Here is a 24,747-nt window from a genome sequence, read left to right as displayed (position 1 = left end):
AGAAACTCTAGCACCTTTCGGAGGAGGGTCATGACCACCCCCTGGTCGGGGGTGGTCACCCACCTCATTCGTTGGCGGCGCGGGGGCGGGACTCGGGAGCCGGGGCCTCGGCGTACTGGTCGAACAGCGGGGTGTTGCGGGGCTCGGCCGGGCGGCCGGCCGTCCAGGTGCCGGGGGCGGAGAGGTCGAGGCCCCGGGAGACCCGGGGGGCGACCGGCGCCGTGACGTACGTCGGCCGCGGGACGGGCACGGGCTCCCAGGAGTCCGGGCCGGCCGCTCCGCGCTCGCGCATGCCGTCGACCCACTCCTCGTGCTCGGTCGCCTCGGCGACGGCGGAGGCGGTCGGCTCGGTGGCCAGCCGCAGGTGCGGCCGCCGTCCGGCCCGCTCCCGGACGGGCTCCGCCGGGGCGGCGGGCTCCTCGGGCCGGTGCGCGGCGTGGAGCTCGGTGGCGGCCTCCGTGCTCGCCGCCCGCTGCTGCTCGCGCTTGCGCAGCCGCTCGGCGGCCTGGGCGGCCCGGTCGCGGTCCAGCTTCACCTCGTACCGCACGCGCTCCAGTCGGCGCAGGTGGCCGATGTAGAGGGTGAGGAGGAGGGCCGGGACGGCCGGGACCCAGAGGAAGGCCAGGCCGAGGACCGCCGCGGCGACGGCGCCGAGGGCGAAGGCGAGGAAGAGGACGGTGACCATCCGCCGCCGCCGGGCCAGCAGCCGCGCCCGGCGCTCCGGACCGCCGGGGGCGGCCTGTGCGGGGGCCGGGGTCGGCGCGGGGGCCGGCCGTTCGGCCGGGGGCTCGGGCTCCCGTGCGGCGGGATCGCCGGAGGCGGCCTCGTCCCGTACGGGGAGGCCGTCGTCGCTGTTCGTCTCGTCACGCGATTCGTCGCCCAGGGCCCGGGCCGCCCGCCGCTCCAGCCCCGAACGCCCCGCCAGCAGGCGGATGGCGGTGCTGAAGCGTTCCGTCGGGCGCGCCTCGTTGAGTTCGTCCTGCCTGCGGAGCCACATCGGCACCAGATAGGCGGCCCAGGCCCCTACGATGACGGCGTAGATAAGGCCACTACTGCTCACGATTCACACCGTAGGGGCGCCGGGGAAGGCGCGGCAGCAATTTGGCGCGGCGTGTCGTGTGATCAAGCTGATTCTCCGACTATTTTGCCGGTATTTGTGCCGGTCCGGTGCGGCGCCGATGCCATATCGATATTTCTTTCGAACATATATTCAATTATTCGGCTCGCGGCCGGAACTGAGAGCCCGCCAGCGCTCCAGCATCCCCTCGGGAACCTCCTCGGCGGTCAGTGCGTACACCAGGTGGTCGCGCCAGTCGCCGTCGATGTGGAGATAGCGCGGGCGGATTCCCTCCGAGCGGAAGCCGAGCTTTTCCACCACCCGGCGGCTGGGGCGGTTCTCCGGGCGGATGCAGACCTCGATCCGGTGCAGCCCCATGGTGCGGAAACAGTGGTCCACGGAAAGCGCCACGGCGGTCGGCATGATGCCCCGGCCGGCCACCGCCTCGTCGACCCAGTAGCCGATGTTGGCGGAGCACATCGAGCCCCAGGTGATCCCGCCGACCGTCAACTGCCCCACCATCTGGCCCTTGTGGACCACGACGAAGGGCAGCATCCGGCCGGCCGTCGCCTCGTTGCGCAGGAAGCGGACCATCTGCCGGTACGTGGGGCGCGGGCCGGCGGCCTGGCCGGCCGGACCGGGCGGGACGGTGGCCTCCCAGCGGCGCAGCCAGTCGCGGTTGCGGCGGCTGATCTCCTGCCACTCCCCCTGGTCGCGGCGCCGGATCGGGCGCAGCACGACCTCCCCCTCGTGGAGTTCCACCGGCCAGCCGGCGTTCAGTGCCCGCTCCTGGATGCTGGGGCCCCCGGGTCGGAGGCGTCGGGCCGGGGGTGGTCCCCGCCGCGGAGCTGGTCGACGGCGTGGGCGAGCAGCGGCTCCAGGACGGCCAGGCCGTCCCTGACGCCGCCGGTCGAGCCCGGCAGGTTGACGATCAGGGTACGACCGGCGAGCCCGGCCAGCCCGCGGGAGAGCGCCGAGGTCGGCACCTTCTCGCGGCCGCGGGCGCGGATCGACTCGGCGATGCCGGGAATCTCGCGGTCGATCACCCGGGCGGTCATCTCGGGGGTGAGGTCCATCGGCGAGATGCCGGTGCCGCCGGTGGTCAGCACCACGTCGTAGCCGGCCGCCACGGCCTCGCGCAGGGCGGCCTCCACCGGCTCGCCGTCGGGGACGACCCGGGGGCCGTCCGCGGTGAAGCCCATCGCCGTCAGGCCGGCGACCAGCAGGGGGCCGCCCCGGTCCTCGTAGACGCCGGCGGAGGCGCGGTTGGAGACGGTGACGGCCAGTGCCTTCACGCCTCCACCTCCGGGGCGAACCAGTCGCCGCTCTTGCCGCCGGTCTTGCTGAGGACGCGGACGGACTCGATGGCGGCGCCCTTGTCGACGGCCTTGACCATGTCGATGACGGTCAGCGCGGCGACCGTCACGGAGGTCAGCGCCTCCATCTCGACGCCGGTGCGGTCGGCCGTCCTCACGGTGGCGGTGATCTCCACGGCGTCGTCGGCGACGACGAGGTCGACCTTGACGCCGGAGACGGCGATCGGGTGGCAGAGCGGGATCAGGTCGGGCGTGCGCTTGGCGCCCATGATCCCGGCGATCCGGGCGACGGCGAGGGCGTCGCCCTTGGGGACGCCCTCGCCGCGCAGCAGCTCGACCACCTTCGGGGAGACCCTGACCCGGCCGGCCGCGACGGCCGTGCGCGCGGTGGTGGCCTTCTCGGAGACGTCGACCATCCGGGCCGCGCCCTGGTCGTCGACGTGGGTCAGGCGGTCGCCTGGGGGCGGTGTCGTCACGGGGAACTCCAGGGGCGCGCGGGCGGAATACCGCGCTACCGTACAGCTCTTTGACCGCCCGTTCGCCTCCAGCGGGGCCCCGACGCTCAGGAGTCCAGCAACACCACGTCGACCTCGCTGCCGGCGGGCAGCTCGGTGACGGCCTCGGGGACGGTGATCAGGCAGTCGGCGCGGGCCAGCGCCCCGACCAGGTGCGAGTCCGCGCCGCCGACCGGGCGGACCACGCCCTCCGCCGGGGCGTAGGAGCCGCGCAGGAACTGGCGGCGGCCGGCCGGGGAGCGCAGGGCGACGGGGCAGACCGCGCGGACCACCGGGCGGTGGACGTCGGCGGCGCCGAGCATGGTGCGGATGACCGGGCGGACGAACAACTCGAAGGAGATGTACGCGCTCACCGGGTTGCCGGGCAGGGCCAGCAGCGGCACCCCGGTGCGGCCGCCGATCCGGCCGAAGCCCTGCGGCTTGCCGGGCTGCATCCGCAGGCTCCGGAAGTCCACGCCGCCGTAGGACTCGAAGACCTCCTTGACCACGTCGTACGCGCCGACGCTGACGCCGCCGCTGGTGACGATCAGGTCGGCGCGGCCGAGCTGGTCCTCCAGGACGGCGCGCAGCACGTCGGCGTCGTCGGGGACGGCGCCGACGCGGAAGGCGATGGCGCCGGCCTCCTGGGCGGCGGCGGTGAGGGTGAAGCTGTTGGAGTCGGCGATCCGGCCGGGGCCGACCGGCTCACCGGGCTGGACGAGCTCGCTGCCGGTGGAGAGCACCACGACCCGGGGGCGCGGGCGGACCTTGACGGTGGCCCGGCCGATCGCGGCGAGCAGGCCGAGCTGGGTGGGGCCGAGCCGGGTGCCGGCGGTCAGGACCGTCTCCCCGGCGGTGACGTCGCTGCCGCGGCGGCGGATGTGCGCACCCTCGGCGACCGGGCGCAGGACCCGGACCTCCTCGTCGTCGACGGGGGCGGTCATCGCGGCGGCGGGCGCGCCGGTGCCGGTGCCGCCGTCCGTCCACTCGACCGGGGCGACGGCCTGGGCGCCGGGCGGCAGGGGGGCTCCGGTCATGATCCGGGCGGCCTGGCCGGGGCCGACCCGGGGGAGGTCCTCCGCGCCGGCGGCGATGTCGCCGACCACCGAGAGCACCGAGGGGTAGGCGTCGGTGGCGCCGGCCGTGTCGGCGGTGCGCAGGGCGTAGCCGTCCATCGAGCTGTTGTCGAAGGGCGGGAGGTCCCCGCCCGCACGCACGTCCTCCTCCAGCCGGCAGCCCTGGGCGTCGAGGAGTTGCAGCTCGATGGGCGGCAGCGGGCCGACCTCGGCGAGCACGTCGACGAGGTGCTCGTCGACGGTCCACGGACGAGGAGCCGCCGGTGCCCGGTCCCCGGATGCGTCACAACAGGCTGAAGGCGTGGTGCGGTGCTGCGGGGAACCGGTCATCGACGGCTCGCTCTCTTCTCTGGAGGTCAGTCCTGGAGCTCGGTGGCGACGAAGGAGCGCAGCCAGGTGCGGAACTCCGGGCCGAGGTCCTCGCGTTCGGCGGCGAGGCGGACGATGGCGCGCAGGTAGTCGGCGCGGTCGCCGGTGTCGTAGCGGCGGCCCTTGAAGAGGACGCCGTGGACCTGGCCGCCCTCGGCCGGGTCGCGGGTGGTGAGCTCGCGCAGGGCGTCGGTGAGCTGGATCTCGCCGCCGCGGCCGGGCGGGGTGTCGCGCAGCACGTCGAAGACCAGCGGGTCGAGGACGTAGCGGCCGATGACGGCGTAGTTGGACGGGGCCTCGCCGGGCTCGGGCTTCTCGACGAGGTCGGTCACCTCGAAGACGTCCTCGCCGAAGCCGTTGGCCTTGACGGCGGCGCAGCCGTAGAGGTGGATCTGGGAGGGCTCGACCTCCATGAGGGCGACGACGGAGCCGCCGAACTCCTGCTGGACCTCGATCATGCGGGAGAGCAGCGGGTCACGCGGGTCGATCAGGTCGTCGCCGAGGAGGACGGCGAAGGGCTGGCCGGCGACGTGCTGCTCCGCGACGGAGACGGCGTGGCCGAGGCCCTTCGGGTCGCCCTGGCGGACGTAGTGCATGTTGGCCAGCTCGACGGACTCGCGCACGCGGCGCAGGCGGTCCTCGTCGCCCTTGCGGACGAGCAGCTCCTCGAGCTCGTAGGCCCGGTCGAAGTGGTCCTCCAGGGCGCGCTTGTTGCGGCCGGTGACCATGAGTATGTCGGACAGGCCCGCGGAGGAGGCCTCCTCGACGACGTACTGGATGGCCGGCTTGTCGACGACCGGCAGCATCTCCTTCGGCGTCGCTTTGGTGGCCGGGAGGAAGCGGGTGCCCAGGCCGGCCGCGGGGACCACTGCCTTGGTGACCGGAATTCGGGAGCTGGTCGTCGTCATGCGTTTACCTTACTCAGGCATGTTTTCACCCGGCCGGGCGCGGTCGCTCCGCTAGGGCAGCAGGTCGCGGGGCCCGGCCACGGTGGCAGGCGAATGGGAGGCGACGGGCGGGGCGAGGGGCTCCCGTCCGGCACAGGCCGACACACTACCCGTCTTTTCCGAACGGTCACGTTCAGCAGTCGGCCGCTCCTGCGGGGCCCCCGTTCCCGCCCCCGCCTGCCTCCAGCAGTCGCCCCCGGCGGCGCGGGCCTCGGCGAGGGCGCGGTCGGCGGCGCGCAGCAGGACGGCGGCGTGGGCGCCGTCCTCGGGCAGGACGGCGACGCCGACGGCGGCGGTCAGGCCGTTGCCGTGCGCGGGGCGGGGCTCGCGGGTGCCGGAGGACCAGTCGAGCAGCAGGTGGCGGCGCACGGACCAGACCAGGCGTTCGGCGACCTGGGTGGCGCCCTCGGCCCCGGTGTCGGGCAGGACGACGAGGAACTCCTCGCCGCTGTAGCGCCCGAGGGTGTCCGCGCGGCGGATCTCCATCGCCAGGCGCTGGGCGAGGTCGCGCAGCACGGCTCCGGCCCGGCCTCGGCCGTGCTCGGCGACGACGGCCTCGAACCCGGCGATCTCCAGCAGCAGGACGGCCAACGGGCGCGGGCCCTCGGCGAGTTCGCTGTGCTCGGCCCGGCGGGCGCGCTCGATCTCGCGGTCCAGGGTGAGCTGGAGGTGGCGGTAGTTCCACACGCCGGTGAGCGGATCGCAGGAGGCGGTGCGCTCCAAGTCGGCGCAGCGGGACTCCAGTTCGGCCGTGCGCTCGCGCAGCCCTGCCTCCCGGGCGGCGGCCTCGGCCGTACGGCGGCGCAGCCGCAGCCCGAACACGGTGGTGCCGGCCAGGGCGGGGGCGCTCAGGGCGGCCAGGGCCTGGACCAGCAGCGGCGTGGACAATCGGGGACCTTTCCCGTGGCAGGCTCGGCGGAGGTGCAGGGCGTGTGACGCGGAGGATCTGATGCACAACGAGAAGAGCGGGCTGAGGACACGGCTGCTGGCGCAGCGCCGTGCGCTGTCGGCCGAGGAGCGGGAGGCGGCGGCCCTGGGGCTGGCCGGGCACGCCGGGGAGCTGGCGCGGGCGGGGGCCACGGTGGCCGCGTACGTCTCGGTGGGCGCGGAGCCGGGGACGCGTCCGCTGCTGGACGCGCTGCGCGGGCGCGGGGTGCGGGTGCTGCTGCCCGTCCTGCTGCCGGACAACGACCTGGACTGGGCGGAGTACGCGGGGCCCGGGGCGCTGGAGCCGGCCGGGCGGGGGCTGCTGGAGCCGGTCGGGCCGAGGCTGGGGCCGGAGGCGGTGACGGGGGCGTCGGTGGTGCTGCTGCCGGGGCTGGCGGTGGACCGGCGCGGGCTGCGGCTGGGGCGCGGCGGGGGCAGTTACGACCGGGTGCTGGCGCGGCTGGAGCGGGCGGGGGCGCGGCCGGTGCTGGCGGTGCTGCTGTACGGGTCGGAGCTGTTGGAGCGGGTGCCGGCGGAGGAGCACGACCGGGCGGTGGACCTGGCCGTGACGCCGGGCGGGGTGCACCGGCTGGGCTGAGGACGCGCAGCGGCCCCGCTCCCTCGGAGGGGGCGGGGCCGCTGCGGCTCCGTGCGTCAGCCGGTGGTGAGCACCAGCTTGTGCTTGGTGGCCTTCTCGACCGCGTCCGGGGTGTAGGCCCAGGTGAGCAGCTTGCCCTTGAGCCAGAGGTCCGTCTGGTCGTTGTAGTTGGCGTGGAAGGCGTGGCCGGAGGCGCCGCCGACGTTGACCCAGCGGGAGGAGTCCAGGTCGTTCAGGTCGACGACCATCCGCATCGACGGGATCCAGTCGACCTGGTAGCCGGCCGCCGCGTTCCAGCCCGCCGCGTCGACGGCCGCGGAGCCGCCGGAGAGGCGGTACGGGCCGCGGTTGAGCAGCTTGTGGACGAGGCCGGAGGCGATCGAGGAGTCGTCGGTGCCCATGGTCTGCTCGCGCAGCTCCAGCTTGTGCAGGCGGCCCCAGCTCCAGGTGGAGACGTCCTTGCTCAGGCGGGTGGTGAGGTCCTGGCGGGCGTTCTTCATGGCCTCCTTGAGGAGGTTGTCGAGGCCCTTCTGCTCCTTGTGGTCCGAGTCGATGTACGTCCACCAGGAGCTGTCGGGCTTGTCGAGCTGCTGGCGCACGACCTCCGTCCAGCGGTCGCCGCCGTCCGGCTGGGCCTTGCCCGGGTCCCGGGTGCCGCACTCGGTGACGATCCTGGCGGTGCTGTCCGGCTTGGTCGGGTCGTCCTGGCGGCGGGCGAGCAGGCAGTTGTCCTTGGCGCGCAGGTCGGCCGGGAACTTCTGGCCGAAGGCGAGGCTCAGCAGGTTGCGCCAGACGCCGTTGTAGTAGGCGGCGGCGGCCGAGTCGGCGTCCTGGTGGTAGTTCCAGTCCTTGAGCAGGTCCTGGGCCTCGCGCACGTACGGGTCGTCGATCTGCTGCTTGAGCAGTAGGGGGACGAGCGTCTTGGCCATGATGCTGGTGTTGTCCAGCTGGAGGTTCTGCATGTCGTCCGGCGAGATCTTGCCGTTGTTCTTGAGCAGGCCCTCGATCTGGTCGGTGATCTCCTTGGCGCGGGTGCCGTACTCCCAGTCCTTGGTCAGGAGGGGCTTGTAACTCTGGTCGACCACGGCCTGGTTGGCGGTGACGATGTACCCGACGGACGGATCCAGGCTGTACGGCAGGGAGGTGAAGGGGATCGAGCCCTTCCACTGGTACGAGGAGTCCCAGCCGGGGGCGGGCATGGTGCCGTCGCCCTTGCCGCGGACGGGGATGTCGCCGGGGGCCTGGTAGCCGATGTGCTTGGAGTCGGCGTAGACGAGGTTCTGCGCGGGGACGGCGAAGTCCTTGGCGGCGTTGCGGAACTCGTCCCAGTTCTTGGCCCGGTCCAGCTCGAAGACGGCGTCCATGGTCTTGCCGGGGTTGAGCGCCGTCCACTGCAGGGCGACGCCGTAGCCGGTGGTGCCGCGGTCGGGGGCGGAGGGGCCGTTGGGGGCGTACTTGCCGACGTTCTGCTGCTCGGTGCTCTGGTCGGAGATGAGCGGGGCGCCGGTCCTGGTGGTGCGGACGGTGATGGTGCGGTCCTCGCCGCCGGCGACCTTGATGGTCTCCTTGCGGAGGTCGAACTTCTCGTCCTTGCCGTCCACCTGGTACGTGTCCGGGCCGGTGACCTTCTCCAGGAAGAGGTCGGTGACGTCGGCGCCGAGGTTGGTGAAGCCCCAGGCGATGTCCTTGTTGTGGCCGATCACCACGCCGGGCATGCCCGCGAAGGTGAAGCCGGAGACGTCGTACTGGCAGGCCGGGGACGTCGTGCGGCAGTGCAGGCCCATCTGGTACCAGACGGAGGGCAGGCCGGGGCCGAGGTGCGGGTCGTTGGCCAGCAGCGGCTTGCCGGTGGTGGTGTGGCTGCCCGCGACGACCCAGGAGTTGGAACCGATGCCCTGGCCGGGGCGGCCGAGCAGCTGCGGCATCTTGTCGACCCGGTCGGTGACGCCCTGGAGCAGGGCCTTGGTGGTGGCCGCGCCCTGCGTGGAGGCGGTGCCCTGCGGGGTGCCGGACTGCGGGGAGCCGTCCGCCGGGCGGTAGGTGTCGCCGACGACGGTGCCCGTCTTCACGATGGTGCCGTTGCGGGTGTACGGGTAGTCCGGGTACAGCTCGGCGATCTTGTCCGGGCCGAAGTCCTGGGCCAGCAGCGAGCGGTCGACCTCCTCCTGGAGGTTGCCGGAGAGGTTCCAGGCCATCGCCTTGAGCCAGGCCACGGAGTCGACCGGGGACCACTGCTCGGGCTTGTAGCCGCTGTTGACGGCGCCGAGGAGGGCGTACTCCAGGGAGGCCTTCTCGCCGCCCGGGTGCTCGCCGAGCCAGGCGTTGACGCCGTCCGCGTAGGCCTGGAGGTTCTTCTTCGTCTCGGGCGACAGCTTGGTGTCGAACTCCTTCTGCGCCACCTGCCGCCAGCCCATGGTGCGGATGAACGCGTCGGTGTCGACCTGGGAGTCGCCGAACATCTCGGAGAGGCGGCCGGCGGTGATGTGCCGGCGCACGTCCATCTCCCAGAAGCGGTCCTGGGCCTGGACGTAGCCCTGGGCGCGGAAGAGGTCCTCGGAGGTGTCGGCGTACAGCTGCGGGATGCCGTTGGCGTCGCGCTTGACGTCGACCGGAGCGCTCAGGCCCGCGACCTTGACGCTGCCGTCCACCTCCGGGAAGGACGCGCGGACCGCGGAGACCCCGCGGTAGCCGCCGTAGCCGACGCCGGCCACCAGCAGCACGACCAGCACGATCACGAACAGACGGGCGCGCCGGAACTTCTTCGAGCGGGGCATCTGGGTCCTTGCGGTCCTGACTTCGGGGCGGGCGGGCGTGTCCGGGGCCTGGTGCCGGGACAGGGCACCACATTAGGCCGAGTCGGCCGAGGGCTGTGAACGGGGGACCAAGCTAAAGATATGGCAAAATGTTAGACTGCGTAACGATCCGCAAGGGGAGTATTGACGACTTCTTAACGGGGCGCCCTTCGGCGACCCCGCGGATCGCCCCAGGCCCCCGGTTTCGGCGGGCCGCACCACAGCACCACCAGACACCCCGTCCGCCCATGCCTGCCCGAGGTGCCCCTGCGTGAACGTCTCCCATCTGAACCAGCTGCTCCTCGAATCCTCCGTGATCCTGCTGTTCGCGGTGGTCGCCGTGCGGTTCTCCACCCGATCAGGGCTCCCCAGCCTGCTGATCTACCTGGGGATCGGAGTCGCGCTGGGCCAGAACGGGATCGGTGTCACCTTCAACAACGCCGAGCTCACCCAGGTGCTCGGCTACGCGGCCCTGGTCGTGATCCTGGCCGAGGGCGGGCTCAAGACGAACTGGCGCGAGGTCAAGCCGGTGATGCCGGCGGCCACCGTGCTCGCCACCGCCGGCGTCGGGGTCAGCGTGTTCGTCACCGCCGCCGGCGCGCACTGGCTGGTCGGCCTGGACTGGCGGACCTCGCTGCTGCTGGGCGCCATAGTCTCCTCGACGGACGCCGCGGCCGTCTTCTCCGTGCTGCGGATGGTCCCGCTGCCGCAGCGGCTCACCGGGCTGCTGGAGGCCGAGTCCGGCTTCAACGACGCCCCCGTGGTCATCCTCGTCGTCGCCTTCGCCACCGCCGGGGAGATGGACTCCTGGTACGTCCTGCTCGGCACGATCGCCGCCGAGCTGGCGATCGGCGCCGTCGTCGGCCTGGCCGTCGGCAAGCTGGGCGCGTACGCCGTCAAGCACGTCGCCCTGCCCTCCTCCGGCCTGTACCCGATCGCCGTCATGGCGCTGACCGTGCTCGCCTACGCCGGCGGCGCGCTGCTGCACGGCTCCGGGTTCCTCGCCGTCTACATCTGCGCGGTGATCCTCGGGAACTCCAAGCTGCCGCACGGCCCCGCCGTGCGCGGCTTCGCGGACGGGCTGGCCTGGATCGGGCAGATCGGGATGTTCGTGCTGCTCGGGCTGCTGTCCGTGCCCGAGACCATGGGCTCCGCGATACTCCCGGCGCTGGTGATCGGCACGGTGCTGGTGTTCGTGGCCCGGCCGATGTCGGTGTTCCTCACGCTCACCCCGTTCAAGGTGCCCGCGCGCGAGCAGCTGCTGCTGAGCTGGGCCGGGCTGCGCGGCGCGGTGCCCATCGTGCTGGCCACCATCCCGGTGGTGTCGGGCGCGCACCGGGCCGAGGACGTGTTCAACATCGTCTTCATCCTGGTCGTCGTCTTCACCCTGCTCCAGGGGCCGACCCTGCCGTGGGTGGCGAAGAAGCTGAAGATCGGCGAGGGCGCGATGGGGCAGGACCTCGACATCGAGTCCGCGCCGCTGGAGAAGCTGCACGGGCACCTGCTGTCCGTCGCGCTGGCGCCGGACTCCAAGATGTCCGGGGTCGAGGTCAGCGAGCTGCGGCTGCCCAAGGGGGCGGCGGTCACCCTGGTCGTCCGCGAGGGCAGCTCCTTCGTGCCGGACAAGGCGACGATGCTGCGCGGCGGGGACGAACTGCTGGTGGTCACCACCGACGAGGTCGGCGAGGCGGCCGAACGGCGGCTGCGGGCCGTCGACAAGGGCGGCAAGCTCGCGGGGTGGCTGAACGGGCGGTGACGCCCGGCCGTCGGCCCGCCCGGCCTCCGACCTCGGGTGTTCACCTGACCGTCGACGGGGGCCGGGCGTGTCGGCCTGGCGGGTCTACGCGCGTAACTGTATGCTGGGGAGATCGTACGTTTGACTACCGCCAAACCACACCCAGCGTCTGCCTGACGCAGAGTTGGCGCGACCGCTCGGCGGCCGCGGTGCGGACCCCGCCCACGAGGCCGGGCCGGCCCGGTATCTACCCCGGTCGACGCGCGAGAGGACGACTCTCGGCGCCGTCGGGGTTCTTCCATGCCCTGCCGCGCCACCAGGCAGCAGGAAGGACCGACCGTGACGGCCCGCCGAACGGTCGACGACCCCTCGCAGATCGCGGCCCCCGCCGCGACCTCCCCCGCCCCGGCCCCCGCCCGGGTGGGGTACGGCGAGCTGCTGCGCACGCCGGGCGCCTGGAGGTTCCTGACCCCCGCGCTCGTCGCCCGGCTCCCCTACGCGATGCTCAGCATGGGCATCCTGCTGCTCGTCACCCAGACCCACGGCTCGTACGGCACCGCCGGCACCGTGACCGCCGTCGCCGCCGTGGCGCAGGCCCTGATCGGGCCGCAGACCGGGCGGCTGGCCGACCGGTACGGGCAGGCCGCGGTGCTGGTGCCGGCCGTCCTGGTGCACGCGGCCTCGGTGGGCCTGCTGATCGCGCTGGCGCTCGGCCACGCGCCGGCCTGGAGCCTCTTCCTGGCCGCGATCCCGGCCGGCGGCAGCGTGCCGCAGGTCGGCGCGATGGTCCGGGCCCGCTGGATCGCCACCTTCGGCGCACAGGGCGCCACGGACTCCTCGGCCGCCAAGGTCTCCACCGCCTTCGCCTTCGAGTCCGTGACGGACGAGTTCACCTTCGTCATCGGCCCGATCCTCGCCTCCGGCATCGCGGCCCTCGCCAACCCGGCGACCGCGCTGATCGCCGAGGCCTCGCTGACCCTCGTCGGCGGGCTGGCCTTCGCCGCCCAGCGGCGCACCGCCCCCGCCCGGATCGTCCCCGAGCCCGGGGTGCGGCGGGTCTCGGCGCTCGCCTCGCCGGGCGTGCGGCTGCTGGCCGGGGCGTTCCTCGGCGTCGGCACCGTGTTCGGCGGCATGCAGGTCTCGGTGAACGCCTTCGCCGACTCCGTCGGGCAGCACGCCGCCGGCGGCACCGTGTACGGGATCTTCGCGGGCGGCTCGATGATCGCCGGGGTGCTGTACGGCGTGATCGCCTGGCGGCGGCCGGTGGCGCAGCGGATGGTGATCAGTTACGCGATGTTGGTGCTCGGCGCCTCGGCGCTGTGGGCGATGCCGAACCTCGTCGCCCTGACGGTGGCCGGGCTGGTCTGCGGCCTCGCCATCGCGCCGACGCTGATCAGCGGCTACACCCTGGTCGAGACGCTGGTCGCGGACGGCGCCAAGACGGAGGCCTTCACCTGGCTGACCGGGGCGATCGGGCTGGGCCTGGCGGTCGGCTCGATGGCGGCGGGGAAGCTGATCGACGGGCACGGGCCCTCGGTCGGGTTCCTGGTGCCGGTGGTCGGCTCCGGGCTGGGGCTGCTGGCGCTGGTCTCGCTGCGGCACCTGCTGGTGGCGGACGGCGCGCGGCCCCGTCGAATCCTCGTGCGGGCCCATCTCACACCTGAGTCGCTGGACTGATCCCGCGGAATACCGCATCATTGACCATCGTTAGCACTCATCAGGCGAGAGTGCCAGGAGGAAGACAAGTGCCCACGTACCAGTACCAGTGCACCGAGTGCGGCAACGGCCTGGAGGCGGTGCAGAAGTTCACCGACGAGGCGCTGACCACGTGCCCCGACTGCCAGGGACGGCTCCGCAAGGTCTTCTCCGCGGTGGGCGTCGTGTTCAAGGGCTCGGGGTTCTACCGGACGGACAGCCGCTCCTCGTCGAGCAGCTCGGTGGGGTCCTCGTCGTCGGCCTCGACCTCTACTTCTGCTTCGTCGACTTCTTCGGCTTCTTCGGCGGGCTCGTCCTCGTCGTCGACCTCTTCGTCGTCGACCTCGTCCTCCTCGCCGGCTCCGGCCGCGAGCTGAGGATCGCCGGAGGGCCTCACGGGCTCCGGCTCCCAGGGCTTCGGGAAAGGCCCGTCCGCTCCGCCTCGTGCGGGGTGGGCGGGCCTTTCGCATGGGCCGGATTATGCCTTCGGGAGGGCGGATTGCCTCGTTCGAAGGAATGAGGTTTGGGGTGGGGGCGGGTTATCCACAGGCGGTGGAAAAGGCTTTCGCTCGGCGGGATTCGCGCTCATCGTGTGGGCACCGGCGACCGGACCGTCGTCGGCGAATCCGTCGAACCCCGGAGGTGCCCCGTGACCGCCATCAGCTTCGCCGTCCCCCTGCCCGCCCCCGCCGTGCCGCCGCGGCGGGAGGTGCCGAGCTTTCCGCCGATCCGGCGCGGGTGCGGCGGGCGGCACCGCTGGCGCAGCGCCGTACGGCGGCGGGGCGGGGTGCCCGCCCTGGTGCTGCTCGCGGTGGCGGTGGCGCTCGCGTCCGGGCCGGCGCGGGCCGGGCTGCCGCCGCCCTCGGGCGGGGCCGTGGGCCGAACGGGTTGTCAATCGGCGGCTTCCGAAGATCACCCGTGACCGGAAGGCGACTTCGTCGTTCGAGGCGGCATGAAAGGCTTCAAGGAATTCCTGCTGCGTGGAAACGTCGTCGATCTCGCCGTCGCCGTGGTCATCGGCGCCGCATTCACCAACATCGTCAACGCCTTCGTCAAGGGCGTGATCAATCCGATCGTCGGCGTGTTCGGAACGAAGGACCTCGCGTCCTACAGTTCCTGCCTCAAGGGGCCCTGCGAGGTGAGCGCCACCGGTGAGGTCACGCGCGGAATCCTCATCCTCTGGGGGTCGGTGCTCAGTGCCGCGCTGTCGTTCCTCATCACCGCGGCCGTCGTCTACTTCATCCTGATCGTCCCCATGAACCGCATGGCCGCCAAGCGCAAGAGCGCCGCCGAGGTGGCGGCCGAGGCCGAGGCCAAGGAGGTCCAACTGCTCACCGAGATCCGGGACGCGCTGGTCGCGCAGCGCTGACCGCTCCCCCTGCCCCTCCCCGTCCCCATCCGTCCCCGTCAGCCTCCGTGGTGGGGTGGGCGCTGGCTCAGGTACCAGTCCAGCCCCCGCCCGCCGCTCTCCCCCGCACCGGGGCGGTCGCCCCAGCCGGCGTCGGTGTCGTCCCGGGACGGCTGGTCCAGCGGGTCGCCGAAGACGAGGCGCGCCTTGGCCCGGGCCCGGGCCTCCCGGTCCGCTCCCGGTTCCTGGCCCTGCTGCTCGTGCTGGTCCTTCTGGTCCTTCTGGTCCTGCTCGCTCACTCTGCTCTCCCCGTCGTGCCTGCCGTCCTTCCAGCCTAAGAGTTCCGCGGCACGCCGCGGCCCCGGTGCGGAGCGCTCCGTACCGGGGCCGGCGGGAAGGGCCCTACGCGGCCTCGAAGCCCGCGTGGTCGGCGATCTTCTTCAGTTCGGCCAGGGCGTGCTTCTCGATCTGGCGGATGCGCTCACGCGTGAGGCCGTGCTGCTTGCCGACCTCGGTGAGGGTGCGCTCGCGGCCGTCCTCGATCCCGTAGCGGGAGCGGATGATCGAGGCCGTGCGGTCGTCCAGGCGGCCGATGAGGCCGTCCAGCTCCTCGCGGCGGAGCATGACCATCACCGCGTCCTCGGGGGAGGTGGCCCCGGTGTCCTCGACGAGGTCGCCGAACTGGGTCTCGCCCTCGTCGTCGACGGACATGTTGAGGCTGACCGGGTCCCGTGCCCAGTCCAGCACGTCCTTGATCCGGGCCTCGGTGGTGTCCAGCTCGGCCGCGATCTCGGCCGGCTCGGCCTCGCGGCCCAGCTCCTTGGACTTCTCGCGCTGCACCCGGCGGATGCGGCCGAGCTCCTCGACCAGGTGGACGGGCAGCCGGATCGTGCGGGACTGATCGGCGATCGAGCGGGTGATCGCCTGCCGGATCCACCACGTCGCGTAGGTGGAGAACTTGAAGCCCTTGGCGTAGTCGAACTTCTCGACGGCGCGGACCAGGCCGGCGTTGCCCTCCTGGATGAGGTCGAGCAGCGGGAGGCCGCTGCGCGGGTACCGGCGGGCGACCGCCACGACGAGACGGAGGTTGGAACGGATGAAGACGTCCTTGGCGCGCTCGGCGTCCGCGGCTATCGCCTCCAGCTCCTCGCGGGTGACGCCCTCGGGGAGGGAGGCGTCCGGGAGTTCGGCCTCTTCCAGCAGGTGCTGGGCGTACACGCCGGCCTCGATCCGCAGCGAGAGCTCGACCTCCTCGGCGGCATCGAGCAGGGGTGTCCTGGCGATCTCGTCGAGGTACATGCCGACCAGGTCGCGGTCGGCTTCGAAGTTGGTCGGGCGGGCCGCGCGAGTCCGGTCGGCCCTGTCGCGAACGACGGCACGGGTGGCCATGCTTGCTCCCTTTGCTGGTGTTGCCGAGGTCTGCCTGCCTGCCCCGGGAGGACAAGAAGTGTGGGCCCTCGGGCCCTCACACGTAACGATCCAACGAACAGAATCCGGACAACATTCCCAAGTCACTCAGATTCTTCCGCGTCATGCAGTATCCTGCCGGTTTTCACCCCGGCCGTGGACGCTCGGTGACCGATCGGGAACCCGCTGCGACCGCTACGGGGGCGGGAGTTCGGACCACCCGTCGCACGCGCGGCACCTCTCCCATGAACCCGCGGAGGGTCGTGTACGTTCCCGCGCGCCCCGGTTCCCGCCCGCGCTCACGCCCCCGCGCACGCAGGTCCTCCCCAGAACCGATGCCGAATCGCTATCACCCGGGCTCCCCCTGGGCCCAGGACACTGGGAAGGTGTCAGACATGCACCTGACCAACAGCTGGGCGTCCGTCACCGCGCGTCACCGTCGCCTCCTCCGGGACGCGGCGCTCGCGCTGGGGTGCGCCGTGCTGTTCGGGCTCCTGGCGGCCCTGGTGACCGCGCACTGGCACCCGCTCGACCGCTTCGACCGGGCCTGGTCCGGGGAGTTGCACGTCTACGCCCGGGACCACCGGATCTGGACGGCCGCCGTGCAGACGCTCTCCGACATCGGCGGCACCGTCACGATGCGCGTGCTGCTCGCCCTCGCGGCCGGGTGGCTCTGGCTGGTGGGCGCCCGGGTGCTGGCCGGGTGGGTGGCCGCGAACGCGCTCGTCGGCTGGGGCGGGCAGTGGGCGCTCAAGGTGGCCGTCGACCGGCGGCGGCCGGAGTTCGACACCCCGGTCTCGCACGCGGACGGCGCCTCCTTCCCGTCCGGGCACGCGATGGCCTCGGCGATCACCTGCGCGGTGCTGGTCGGGCTGCTCTGGTACCGGGTCGACCGGCGCGGGCGGACGGCCGCCTGCGCGGTGGCGGGCGCGACGGTGCTCACCATCGGCTGGACCAGGATCGCGCTCGGGGTGCACTGGCCCAGCGACGTGGTGGCCGGCTGGCTGGCGGCCGGGATCGTGCTGGGCGCCGTCACCGCCGCCGTCGAGCTCTGGCGGCCCGGGGCGCTGGCCAGGGACGTGCGCAAGGTCAACTGGCTGACCAGGCCCAGGGTCCAGCGGGATTTCGCGCCGCCGCTCGGTCAGCCGTCGGGCGAGGAGGAGCGGTTCGACGGATCGGTGCGCCAGGGGGCGGAGCGGCAGTAGCGTGGCGGGCATGTCGATCACTCTGGAGAACGTCCCGCACCCCGAGCGTCCGCTGCGCGTCGCCACCGTCCAGAGCCCGGTGGTGGCGGGGGACGTCGACTCCAACGCCGAGCGGGCGGCCGAGTTGATCCGGGAGGCCTCGGCGGGCGGGGCGCGGCTGGTGCTGTTCGCGGAGAAGTTCCTCTCCGGGTACGAACCGGAGCTGATCTCCTCGGACCCGGTCAAGCACGCCGTGCAGCCCGGCGATCCGCGGCTGGAGCCGATCGCGCGGGCCTGCCGGGAGGGCGGCGCCGCCGCGGTGGTCGGGACGGCCTTCCGGACGGAGGAGGGCGAACTGCGCATCTCGGCGCTGGTGTTCGGGGTCGACGGGGAGATCGTCACCCGGTACGACAAGCAGTACCTGTTCACGTCCGAGAGCGCCTACTACCGCCCCGGGCACGCCGGTTGCAGCATCGAGCTGGACGGCTGGAGGCTGGGCCTGGGCATCTGCTACGACTCCGGCTTCGCCGAGCACGCCCGGGCCGCCGCGCTGGACGGCTGCCACGCGTACCTGGTCGGCGCGCTGTTCAGCCCGGAGAACGGCCACCACGAGTCGCGGATCTGGTTCCCCGCGCGGGCGTTCGACAACGGGGTCTACGCGGTGCTCGCCAACCACGTGGGCTCGACGGGCGGTTGGAACACCTGTGGCGCCAGTGCGGTGTGGGGCCCGGACGGGCGGCTGGTCGCCGAGGCGGGAGCGGACCGGCGGGAGGTGCTGATCGCCGACCTCGACCCGGAGGTGCTGCGCGCGGCCCGGCTCAAGGAGACGATGGTCGCCGACCTCGCCGCCGCCGGGCGTCCGGACGCCGCCGGGCGCGGCCGGCACCTGCTGGCCTGAAGGACGTGGGGGCCGGGCCGGTTCACGAGCGCGTCACGAGCGGGCCGGGGAACACTTGGAGCCCGGCGGGTGCCGCCGGGCTCCGGTGTCGTCGTCTTCCCCCCTGACCGGGTGGGTCACCTGGGCGCCAGTCCGTCCAGCACTGCGTCGACCAGTTCGGCCGGGTCCAGCTCCGAGTAGCTCGGATCGGTCGGGTCCGCCCCCGAGGACCGGAAGGAGCGGATCAGGACCGGTCCGAGGAGCAGGTCCATCGCGAGGCGCAGGTTCGCGTCCTTGCGGATCGATCCCTCGGCCACTCCCTGCTGGAGGACCCGGAGGACGATGTCCCGACGCGGACGGATCGCCTGGTTGACGTACTCGCGGTAGAGCTCCGGATGGAGGTCGGCCACCCCGTACAGACGGGGCACCAGCCGGAGGTACCGCGGGTCGTCGTGCATCTGCTGCATGCCCTTGACGCATTCCAGCAGCGCCTCGCGCAGGTCCGAGGAGGCGGGCATCCCGGGCATCTCGCCCCGGAGCGAACAGATCGCGGCGACCAGGAGTTCGTCCTTGGTCTTCCATCGCCGGTAGATGGTGGTCTTGGCGACGGCCGCCCTGGACGCTACGGTCTCCATCGAGAGGACCTCCGAGCCGACCTCCGCGAGGAGGGAGAGCGTGGCGTCGAGGATCGCCCGCTCGGCCTCCTCGCTGCGAGGCCGTCCCGCACGGACCTTGGCCGGTCGTTGGGCTGACGCACTCGTGCTGTGGATGGTGGGGCCTCCTATTCGGTGCGGGGGTTCCGACTGGGCATCGCCAGGAACACCGCCACCGCGCCGAGGAGCGCGAACCCTCCAGCGACGATCGACGTGACGTGCATCGCCGAGACGAAGGCGTCCTGGGCCTTGTCGAACAGTCCGTGCAGATTGGCGAGCGCGGACTGGGGAACGCTACCCGACTGTACCTGGGCGACCAGTCGTTCGGCCTCGCTTCCCGTTCCGACGATCGACTCCGCGGCGTTGTGCCGCGCGGCCTGGGGGAAGGCCGCGTCGACGGCGTCGGAGATCTCGCTGCGGTAGGCCGCGGAGAGGACGGAGCCGAGGGCGGCGATGCCGAGCGCGCCGGCCATCTGCCGGACGGTGTTGGTGACGGCGGAGCCGGCGCCGGCCTTGGTGACCGGGACGGCGGACATGGCGAGCGAGGTGGCCGGGGCGAACACGTTGCCCATGCCGAGGCCGAAGAGCAGGCTGAAGAACACCATGTACCAGACGTTGGTGTCCTGATCGACGATCACCCAGGCGATCAGTGAGACGCCCATCAGCGCCAGGCCGGTGGAGACCGGGCCCCGGTGGCCGAACTTGGCCGTCAGTCCGGCGCTCTTGCCCGCGCCGATCATCATGCCGACGGCGACCGGCACCGCGAACAGGCCCGCCTTCAGGGCGTCGTAGCCGCGGGCGGCCTGCCAGTAGTAGGCCATGAAGACCAGGGCGCCCATCAGCGCGAACATGGTGACGGAGAGCGCCAGGGTGCCGCTGGAGAAGAGCCGGTTGCGGAAGAGGTTGACGTCCAGGGCCGGCGCGGAGCTGCGCTTCTGCATCCAGACGAAGATCGCGAGGACGGCGACGCCCGCGGCCGTGGGAGCCAGCACGGCGGCGGAGACCCAGTCGTTGGTCTCGCCGCCCTTGATGATCCCGTAGACCACGCCGATGACGCCGGCGGTGCTGAGCACGACGCCGAGCGGGTCGAGCCGGCTGGGCTTCGGGTCGCGGGACTCGGGCACGACCATGAGCACCGCGACGGCGCCGATGATCACGACCGGGATGTTGACCAGGAAGAGCGAGCCCCACCAGAAGCCCTTGAGCAGCGCGCCGCCGGTGACGGGGCCGATGGCGATGGCGATGCCGGAGAACGAGGACCAGATCGCGATCGCCTTGCCGCGCTCGTTCGGCGGGAAGACGTTCTGGATGATCGAGAGCGTCTGCGGCTGGACCATCGCGGCGCCCAGGCCCATCCCGGCGCGGGCCAGGATCAGCGGCACGGCCTCGGAGGAGAGCGCGGCGAGCACCGAGGTGACGCCGAACAGCACCAGACCGATGATCAGGAGGAGCTTGCGGCCGAAGCGGTCGCCGAGCACGCCGAAGGTGAACATCAGCCCGGCGAAGATCAGGATGTAGGAGTCGAGCACCCACTCCATCTCGCTCTGCGTGGCGTCCAGGTCGTGCTGGATGGTGCGGAGGCCGACGTTGAGGATCGTGTTGTCGATGAGGATCACCAGCAGGCTGGTGACGAGCACGCCGAGGATGAGCCAGCGGCGTGGATGCCCTGCCTGGGGCTGGACTTGGGGAATCGTGGTCTGCGTCATGGCCCTGAACTGTAGGGGGTTTCGATACGCAACGGGAGCGTATCGCTATGATGAGAAATCGTGACCCTCGTCACACTTTTCGGTGCTGACGCCCGCAGGGCGCGCGAGGGTTGCGCGCATGGCCGGCCGGGGGCGCGGAACACCCCCGACCGGCCATGCGCGAAGCGCCCGGAATTCACCGGCCGGGCGCGCCGGATTCACTTCACGCCGGCCAGCTGACGGTTCGCCCCGATGAATTCGGCAATCGCCGGGATGACGGCCAGCGCATGGTCGTTCAGGAAGAAGTGGCCACCCGAGAAAACCCGCCGGGAGAAATGCCCGGACGTGTGTTCCGACCAGGCCGCGGCCTCCGTCTCGGTGACATGGGGATCGGCGTCCCCCGTGAGCACCAGAACGGGAGCCCGAACGGAATCCGCGCCCGGCCGGGAACGGTAGAGTTCCGCCGCCTTGTAGTCGCTGCGGATGTACGGAAGGACCATCGCGAGGATTTCCGGATCACGGAGCATCCTCGGGTCCGTCCCGCTCAGCCGCTCCAGGTCGCGGATCAGCGCGCGGTCGTCCAGCTGGTGCACCCGCTCCTCGCGGTGGCGCGAGGGCGCCCGCCGCCCGGAGGCGACCACGCCCCGCACCTCGATGCCCGCGCGCTCCAGCCGCACGGTCGTCTCGAAGGCGAGGGAGGCGCCGAGGCTGTGGCCGAAGAAGGTGAACGGCCGGTCCGCCCAGGGCTCCAGCTCGCGCACCAGGTGGTCGGCGAGCTCGTGCACGTCCTCCACGCAGGGCTCGCCGGAGCGGTCCTGGCGGCCCGGGTACTGGACCGCCAGCACGTCCACCGAGGTCGGCATCGCCCGGGCGACCGGCAGGAAGTACCCGGCCGACCCGCCCGCGTGCGGCAGGCAGACCAACTGGGAGGGCGCCGCCGGAGCCGGCTGGAAACGCCGGATCCACAGATTGCTCCGGCCTCCGGCCGTTGACTCGTACATTCGGATTCCCGTCCTCTCCGACGATTCCGGTCGTTGGCATTCAAGCGGCGGCGGCCCCCGGGCGGCCACCCGCAGAACCCCCCTCATGGCCACCCCGGCACCCCTACCCCGGAATAGGGGTGCCCCCTGCCGTACGGCCTCCCGGTACGGGGCGGAAACGGCCCGGGAACACCGCGTTAGGGGTCGGTCGGGGGTTGAGGCCGAATTGCGCGAATGGCTAGGGTCGGCGCGTCCCGCCCGCTGCCCTGCGCGGGAATTCACCGGGCCGTCCGTTCTTCACGACCGTTCTTCACGACGAGGAGAAAGACGTTCGCATGTCCACGAACGAGGAAAAGCTCCGGGAATACCTGAGGCGGACCACCACGGCCCTGCACCAGGCGCAGCAGCGGATCACCGAACTCGCCGAGCGGGAGCAGGAGCCGATCGCGATCGTCGGCATGGCCTGCCGCTACCCCGGCGGCGTGTCCTCCCCCGAGGACCTGTGGCGCCTGGTCGCCGAAGGCGCCGACGCCATCGGCGAGTTCCCCACGGACCGGGGCTGGCCTGCCTCCGACCTGTACGACCCGGACCCGCGCGCGAGCGGCAGGACCTACTCCACCCTCGGCGGATTCCTGTACGGGGCGGGGGAGTTCGACGCCGGGTTCTTCGGCCTGCCGCCGCGCGAGGCCGTCGCGATCGACCCGCAGCAGAGGCTGCTGCTGGAGACCTCCTGGGAGGCCTTCGAGCGGGCCGGGATCGTGCCCGACACCCTGCGCGGCGAGAAGGTCGGCGTCTTCACCGGCGTCATGTACCAGGACTACGCCTACAGTTGCCGCCCCACCCCGAAGGAGGTCGAGGGCCTCGTCGGGATCGGCAGCGCGGGCAGCGTCGCCTCCGGCCGCCTCGCCTACACCTTCGGCTTCGAGGGCCCCGCCCTCTCCGTGGACACCGCCTGCTCCTCCTCCCTCGTCACCCTCCACCTCGCCGCCCAGTCGCTTCGGCGCGGCGAGTGCACCCTCGCCCTCGCGGGCGGGGCGACGGTGATGGCCACCCCGGGCGTCTTCGTCGAGTTCAGCCGCCAGCGCGGCCTGGCGCCGGACGGGCGCTGCAAGGCGTTCGCGCAGTCCGCGGACGGCACCGGCTGGTCCGAGGGCGTCGGCCTGCTGCTGCTGGAGCGGCTCTCCGACGCGCGGGCCAACGGGCACCCCGTCCTCGCCGTGATCCGCGGCTCGGCCGTCAACCAGGACGGCGCCAGCAACGGCATGACCGCCCCCAACGGCCCCTCGCAGGAGCGCGTCATCCGCCAGGCCCTCGCCGAGGCCGGCCTCTCCCCCGCCGAGGTCGACGCCGTCGAGGCGCACGGCACCGGCACGGCGCTCGGCGACCCGATCGAGGCGCAGGCGCTGCTCGCCGTGTACGGGCAGGAGCGCGAGGAGCCGCTCTGGCTGGGCTCGTTGAAGTCCAACATCGGGCACGCGCAGGCCGCCGCCGGGGTCGGCGGGGTCATCAAGACCGTGGAGGCGCTGCGGCACGGCGTGCTGCCGAAGACCCTGCACGTGGACGAGCCGACCCGGCACGTGGACTGGACGGCGGGCGCGGTGCGGCTGCTGACCGAGCAGCGGGACTGGCCGGCCGTGGACCGTCCGCGCCGGGCGGCCGTCTCCTCCTTCGGGATCAGCGGGACCAACGCGCACGTGATCCTGGAGCAGGCCCCGCCGGACGAGAAGGACGGGGAGGACGGTGAACCCGGCGGCGGCGCGGGCGGGTTGGTGCCGCTGGCGCTGAGCGCCCGCAGCCCCCGGGCGCTGCGCGGGCAGGCCGAGCGGCTGCGGGCCCACCTCGACGCCCGTCCGGAGGCCGATCCGGGCGCCGTCGCCGCCGCGCTGCTCGCCGGGCGCAGCGGCTTCGAGCACCGCGCCGTCGTCCTCGGCGCCGACCGTCAGGCCCTGCTCACCGGGCTGGCCGCGCTGGCCTCCGGGGGCGGCGACCCCTCCGTGGTGCAGGGCCGCGCCGCCGCGCCGGGGCCGGTCGCCGTGCTGTTCACCGGCCAGGGCGCCCAGCGGGCCGGGATGGGGCGGGAGTTGAGCGAGCGCTTCCCGGTGTTCACCGAGGCCTTCGAGGAGGTGTGCGCGGCCTTCGACCCGCTGCTGGGGCGGTCGCTGCGTGAACTGTGCTTCTCCTCCGACGAGTTGGATCAGACGCGGTACACCCAGCCCGCGCTGTTCGCCGTCGAGGTCGCGCTCTACCGGCTGCTGGAGGACTTCGGGGTGCGCCCCGACTACCTGCTCGGGCACTCCATCGGCGAGCTCGCCGCCGCCCACGTCGCCGGGGTGTTCGACCTGGCCGACGCGGCCCGGCTGGTCACCGCCCGCGCCCGGCTGATGCAGGGCGCACCCGCAGGGGGCGCCATGGTCGCCGTCCAGGCCGGGGAGGAGGAGGTGCTCGCCGCGCTGCGCCCGTACGGCGACCGGGTGTGCGTCGCGGCCGTCAACGGCCCCGCCGCCGTCGTCCTCTCGGGGGACGAGGACGCCGTCCTGGAGGTGGCCGGGGCGCTGGCCGCCGCCGGGCGGCGCACCAAGCGCCTCCAGGTCAGCCACGCCTTCCACTCCGCCCACATGGACCCGGTGCTGGCCGAGTTCGCGGCCGTCGCCGAGAGGATCTCCTACGCGGAGCCCGCGATCCCGGTGGTCTCCGACGTCACCGGCGCGCTCGCCGAGCCCGGGCGGCTCACCGACCCCACGTACTGGGTCGGCCAGATCCGCGAGGCCGTCCGCTTCGCCGACGGCGTCGCCGCGCTGCGGGCCGCCGGGGTCGGCGTCTTCGTGGAGGTCGGGCCGGACGCCGTCCTCACCGCGATGGCCCGCGAGAGCCTCGCCGCCCACACCGCCGACGCCACCGTGCTGCCCGCCCAGCGCCGCGACCGGTCCGAGGCCGCCGCCCTGCTCGGGGCGCTCGCCGGACTGCACGTCGCCGGGCAGCGCGTCGACCTCTCCCGCGCCCTGGAAGCCCGCCCCGCCGCGCCGGGAGAGCTGCCGACGTACGCCTTCCAGCACAAGCGCTACTGGCTGGAGCCGGACGGGCAGGAGGCCTCCGCGCCCCGGGCCGGCGGCGTCGAGGGCCGGTTCTGGCAGGCCGTCGACACCGGCGACGGCGCCGACCTGCTCGCCCTGCTCGGCGGCTCCACCGAGCACCAGGAGCCGCTGGAGCGGCTGCTGCCCCTGCTGACCACCTGGTGGCGCGAGCGGCGCCCCCGGGCCGTCGAGGAAGCCGACGAGGCGGAGGAGACCGTGCCGACCCTCGCCGAGCGGCTGCGCGGCCTGGACGGGGCCGCCCGCGTCGAGGAGCTGTGCCGCTTCGTCCGGGACGAGTGCGCGGGTGCCCTCGGCCACGCCTCCGGCGCAGAGATCGAGCCCGACGCCGACTTCCTCGACCTCGGCTTCACCTCGCTGTCCGCCGTCGACTTCGGGAACCGGCTGCGCGACGAGACCGGCCTGGAGCTGTCCCTCAGCGCCGTCTACGAGTACCCGACTCCGCTGGCTCTGGCCGAGTTCCTGGCCGCCGAGCTGCCCACCACCGCGCCCGCACTCTCCTGAAGCTGGATGGGGTT

General features: G+C 72.8%; 21 protein-coding genes and 1 pseudogene. 9 read left to right on the top strand and 13 right to left on the bottom strand.

The features are described 5' to 3' along the window. Positions 1-64: 64 nt before the first annotated feature. The 7 genes from ACIRRS_RS12205 to ACIRRS_RS12175 all read right to left on the bottom strand — a co-directional run bounded on the left by ACIRRS_RS12205 (position 65) and on the right by ACIRRS_RS12175 (position 6,147). Positions 65-1,060, bottom strand: coding sequence for a hypothetical protein (locus ACIRRS_RS12205; RefSeq protein ID WP_402968611.1), 996 nt, complete (start codon positions 1,058-1,060; stop codon positions 65-67). A 150-nt stretch (positions 1,061-1,210) separates the two neighbouring features. Then, positions 1,211-1,819, bottom strand: a complete 609-nt coding sequence (locus tag ACIRRS_RS12200; protein WP_402968608.1) for a GNAT family N-acetyltransferase — start codon at positions 1,817-1,819, stop codon at positions 1,211-1,213. Between the two features lie 14 nt (positions 1,820-1,833). Next, positions 1,834-2,352 carry a molybdenum cofactor biosynthesis protein B gene (locus ACIRRS_RS12195; RefSeq protein WP_402968605.1) on the bottom strand — a complete coding sequence of 173 codons (519 nt, stop codon included), beginning with the start codon at positions 2,350-2,352 and terminating at the stop codon, positions 1,834-1,836. Further along, positions 2,349-2,789, bottom strand: a complete 441-nt coding sequence (gene moaC / locus ACIRRS_RS12190) for a cyclic pyranopterin monophosphate synthase MoaC (protein WP_402968823.1) — start codon at positions 2,787-2,789, stop codon at positions 2,349-2,351. The genes ACIRRS_RS12195 and moaC overlap by 4 nt, the downstream gene beginning before the upstream one ends. A gap of 146 nt (positions 2,790-2,935) precedes the next feature. After that, positions 2,936-4,273, bottom strand: a complete 1,338-nt coding sequence (gene glp / locus ACIRRS_RS12185; protein WP_402968602.1) for a gephyrin-like molybdotransferase Glp — start codon at positions 4,271-4,273, stop codon at positions 2,936-2,938. A 26-nt stretch (positions 4,274-4,299) separates the two neighbouring features. After that, the gene (galU, locus tag ACIRRS_RS12180; RefSeq protein ID WP_402968599.1) at positions 4,300-5,220 is read right to left on the bottom strand and encodes a UTP--glucose-1-phosphate uridylyltransferase GalU; all 921 of its coding nucleotides are present in this window, start codon (positions 5,218-5,220) and stop codon (positions 4,300-4,302) included. Between the two features lie 51 nt (positions 5,221-5,271). Further along, a complete protein-coding gene (locus ACIRRS_RS12175; RefSeq protein WP_402968596.1) occupies positions 5,272-6,147 on the bottom strand; it encodes a GGDEF domain-containing protein in 876 nt (291 codons plus the stop codon). Between the two features lie 61 nt (positions 6,148-6,208). Here ACIRRS_RS12175 and ACIRRS_RS12170 point away from each other — a divergent pair, with 61 nt between their 5' ends. After that, complete coding sequence (locus tag ACIRRS_RS12170; RefSeq protein ID WP_402968593.1) at positions 6,209-6,784, top strand: 5-formyltetrahydrofolate cyclo-ligase; 576 nt, start codon at positions 6,209-6,211, stop codon at positions 6,782-6,784. A 56-nt stretch (positions 6,785-6,840) separates the two neighbouring features. Here the strand turns inward: ACIRRS_RS12170 and ACIRRS_RS12165 are convergent, their stop codons facing one another. Next, positions 6,841-9,558, bottom strand: a complete 2,718-nt coding sequence (locus tag ACIRRS_RS12165; protein ID WP_402968590.1) for a penicillin acylase family protein — start codon at positions 9,556-9,558, stop codon at positions 6,841-6,843. 289 nt (positions 9,559-9,847) lie between these two features. Between ACIRRS_RS12165 and ACIRRS_RS12160 the strand changes: the two genes are divergently transcribed. The 5 genes from ACIRRS_RS12160 (at position 9,848) to mscL (ending at position 14,375) form a co-directional block, all read left to right on the top strand. Further along, a complete protein-coding gene (locus ACIRRS_RS12160; protein WP_402968587.1) occupies positions 9,848-11,332 on the top strand; it encodes a potassium/proton antiporter in 1,485 nt (494 codons plus the stop codon). A gap of 354 nt (positions 11,333-11,686) precedes the next feature. Further along, positions 11,687-12,988: an MFS transporter gene (locus ACIRRS_RS12155; protein WP_402968820.1), complete on the top strand. Its 1,302-nt coding sequence runs from the start codon at positions 11,687-11,689 to the stop codon at positions 12,986-12,988. A 68-nt stretch (positions 12,989-13,056) separates the two neighbouring features. Beyond that, positions 13,057-13,383 carry an FmdB family zinc ribbon protein gene (locus tag ACIRRS_RS12150; RefSeq protein ID WP_402968585.1) on the top strand — a complete coding sequence of 109 codons (327 nt, stop codon included), beginning with the start codon at positions 13,057-13,059 and terminating at the stop codon, positions 13,381-13,383. A gap of 272 nt (positions 13,384-13,655) precedes the next feature. Further along, positions 13,656-13,928, top strand: coding sequence for a hypothetical protein (locus ACIRRS_RS12145; protein WP_402968582.1), 273 nt, complete (start codon positions 13,656-13,658; stop codon positions 13,926-13,928). A 30-nt stretch (positions 13,929-13,958) separates the two neighbouring features. Continuing rightward, positions 13,959-14,375: a large conductance mechanosensitive channel protein MscL gene (mscL, locus tag ACIRRS_RS12140; protein ID WP_402968579.1), complete on the top strand. Its 417-nt coding sequence runs from the start codon at positions 13,959-13,961 to the stop codon at positions 14,373-14,375. A gap of 38 nt (positions 14,376-14,413) precedes the next feature. Here the strand turns inward: mscL and ACIRRS_RS12135 are convergent, their stop codons facing one another. Further along, positions 14,414-14,653 (bottom strand): hypothetical protein, encoded by a 240-nt coding sequence (locus ACIRRS_RS12135; protein ID WP_402968576.1) that lies wholly within the window; start codon positions 14,651-14,653, stop codon positions 14,414-14,416. Positions 14,654-14,756: 103 nt separating this feature from the next. Beyond that, complete coding sequence (locus ACIRRS_RS12130; RefSeq protein WP_402968573.1) at positions 14,757-15,743, bottom strand: sigma-70 family RNA polymerase sigma factor; 987 nt, start codon at positions 15,741-15,743, stop codon at positions 14,757-14,759. 413 nt (positions 15,744-16,156) lie between these two features. On the opposite strand from ACIRRS_RS12130, the gene ACIRRS_RS12125 reads away from it, so the two are divergent. After that, complete coding sequence (locus tag ACIRRS_RS12125) at positions 16,157-16,966, top strand: phosphatase PAP2 family protein (protein WP_402968571.1); 810 nt, start codon at positions 16,157-16,159, stop codon at positions 16,964-16,966. A 10-nt stretch (positions 16,967-16,976) separates the two neighbouring features. After that, positions 16,977-17,843 carry a carbon-nitrogen hydrolase family protein gene (locus ACIRRS_RS12120; protein ID WP_402968568.1) on the top strand — a complete coding sequence of 289 codons (867 nt, stop codon included), beginning with the start codon at positions 16,977-16,979 and terminating at the stop codon, positions 17,841-17,843. A 116-nt stretch (positions 17,844-17,959) separates the two neighbouring features. On the opposite strand, the gene ACIRRS_RS12115 is transcribed toward ACIRRS_RS12120, so the two are convergent. From ACIRRS_RS12115 to ACIRRS_RS12105, 3 genes are all read right to left on the bottom strand, one after another. Continuing rightward, entirely contained in the window at positions 17,960-18,511 is a 552-nt protein-coding gene (locus ACIRRS_RS12115) for a TetR/AcrR family transcriptional regulator (RefSeq protein WP_402968817.1), read from the bottom strand. A gap of 92 nt (positions 18,512-18,603) precedes the next feature. Continuing rightward, positions 18,604-20,181 (bottom strand): MFS transporter, encoded by a 1,578-nt coding sequence (locus ACIRRS_RS12110; RefSeq protein ID WP_402968565.1) that lies wholly within the window; start codon positions 20,179-20,181, stop codon positions 18,604-18,606. Positions 20,182-20,378: 197 nt separating this feature from the next. Further along, positions 20,379-21,161, bottom strand: coding sequence for a thioesterase II family protein (locus tag ACIRRS_RS12105; protein WP_402968562.1), 783 nt, complete (start codon positions 21,159-21,161; stop codon positions 20,379-20,381). Positions 21,162-21,520: 359 nt separating this feature from the next. Between ACIRRS_RS12105 and ACIRRS_RS12100 the strand changes: the two are divergent. Continuing rightward, positions 21,521-24,733: pseudogene (locus tag ACIRRS_RS12100) on the top strand (type I polyketide synthase); the annotation flags it as partial. Positions 24,734-24,747: the final 14 nt, after the last annotated feature.

This window comes from Kitasatospora sp. NPDC101183, from assembly GCF_044767945.1.
In the GTDB taxonomy this organism is placed as follows: Bacteria; Actinomycetota; Actinomycetes; order Streptomycetales; family Streptomycetaceae; genus Kitasatospora.
The sequence above is the reverse complement of the archived record's forward strand: the minus strand, read 5'-3'. Positions and strand labels throughout refer to the sequence as shown.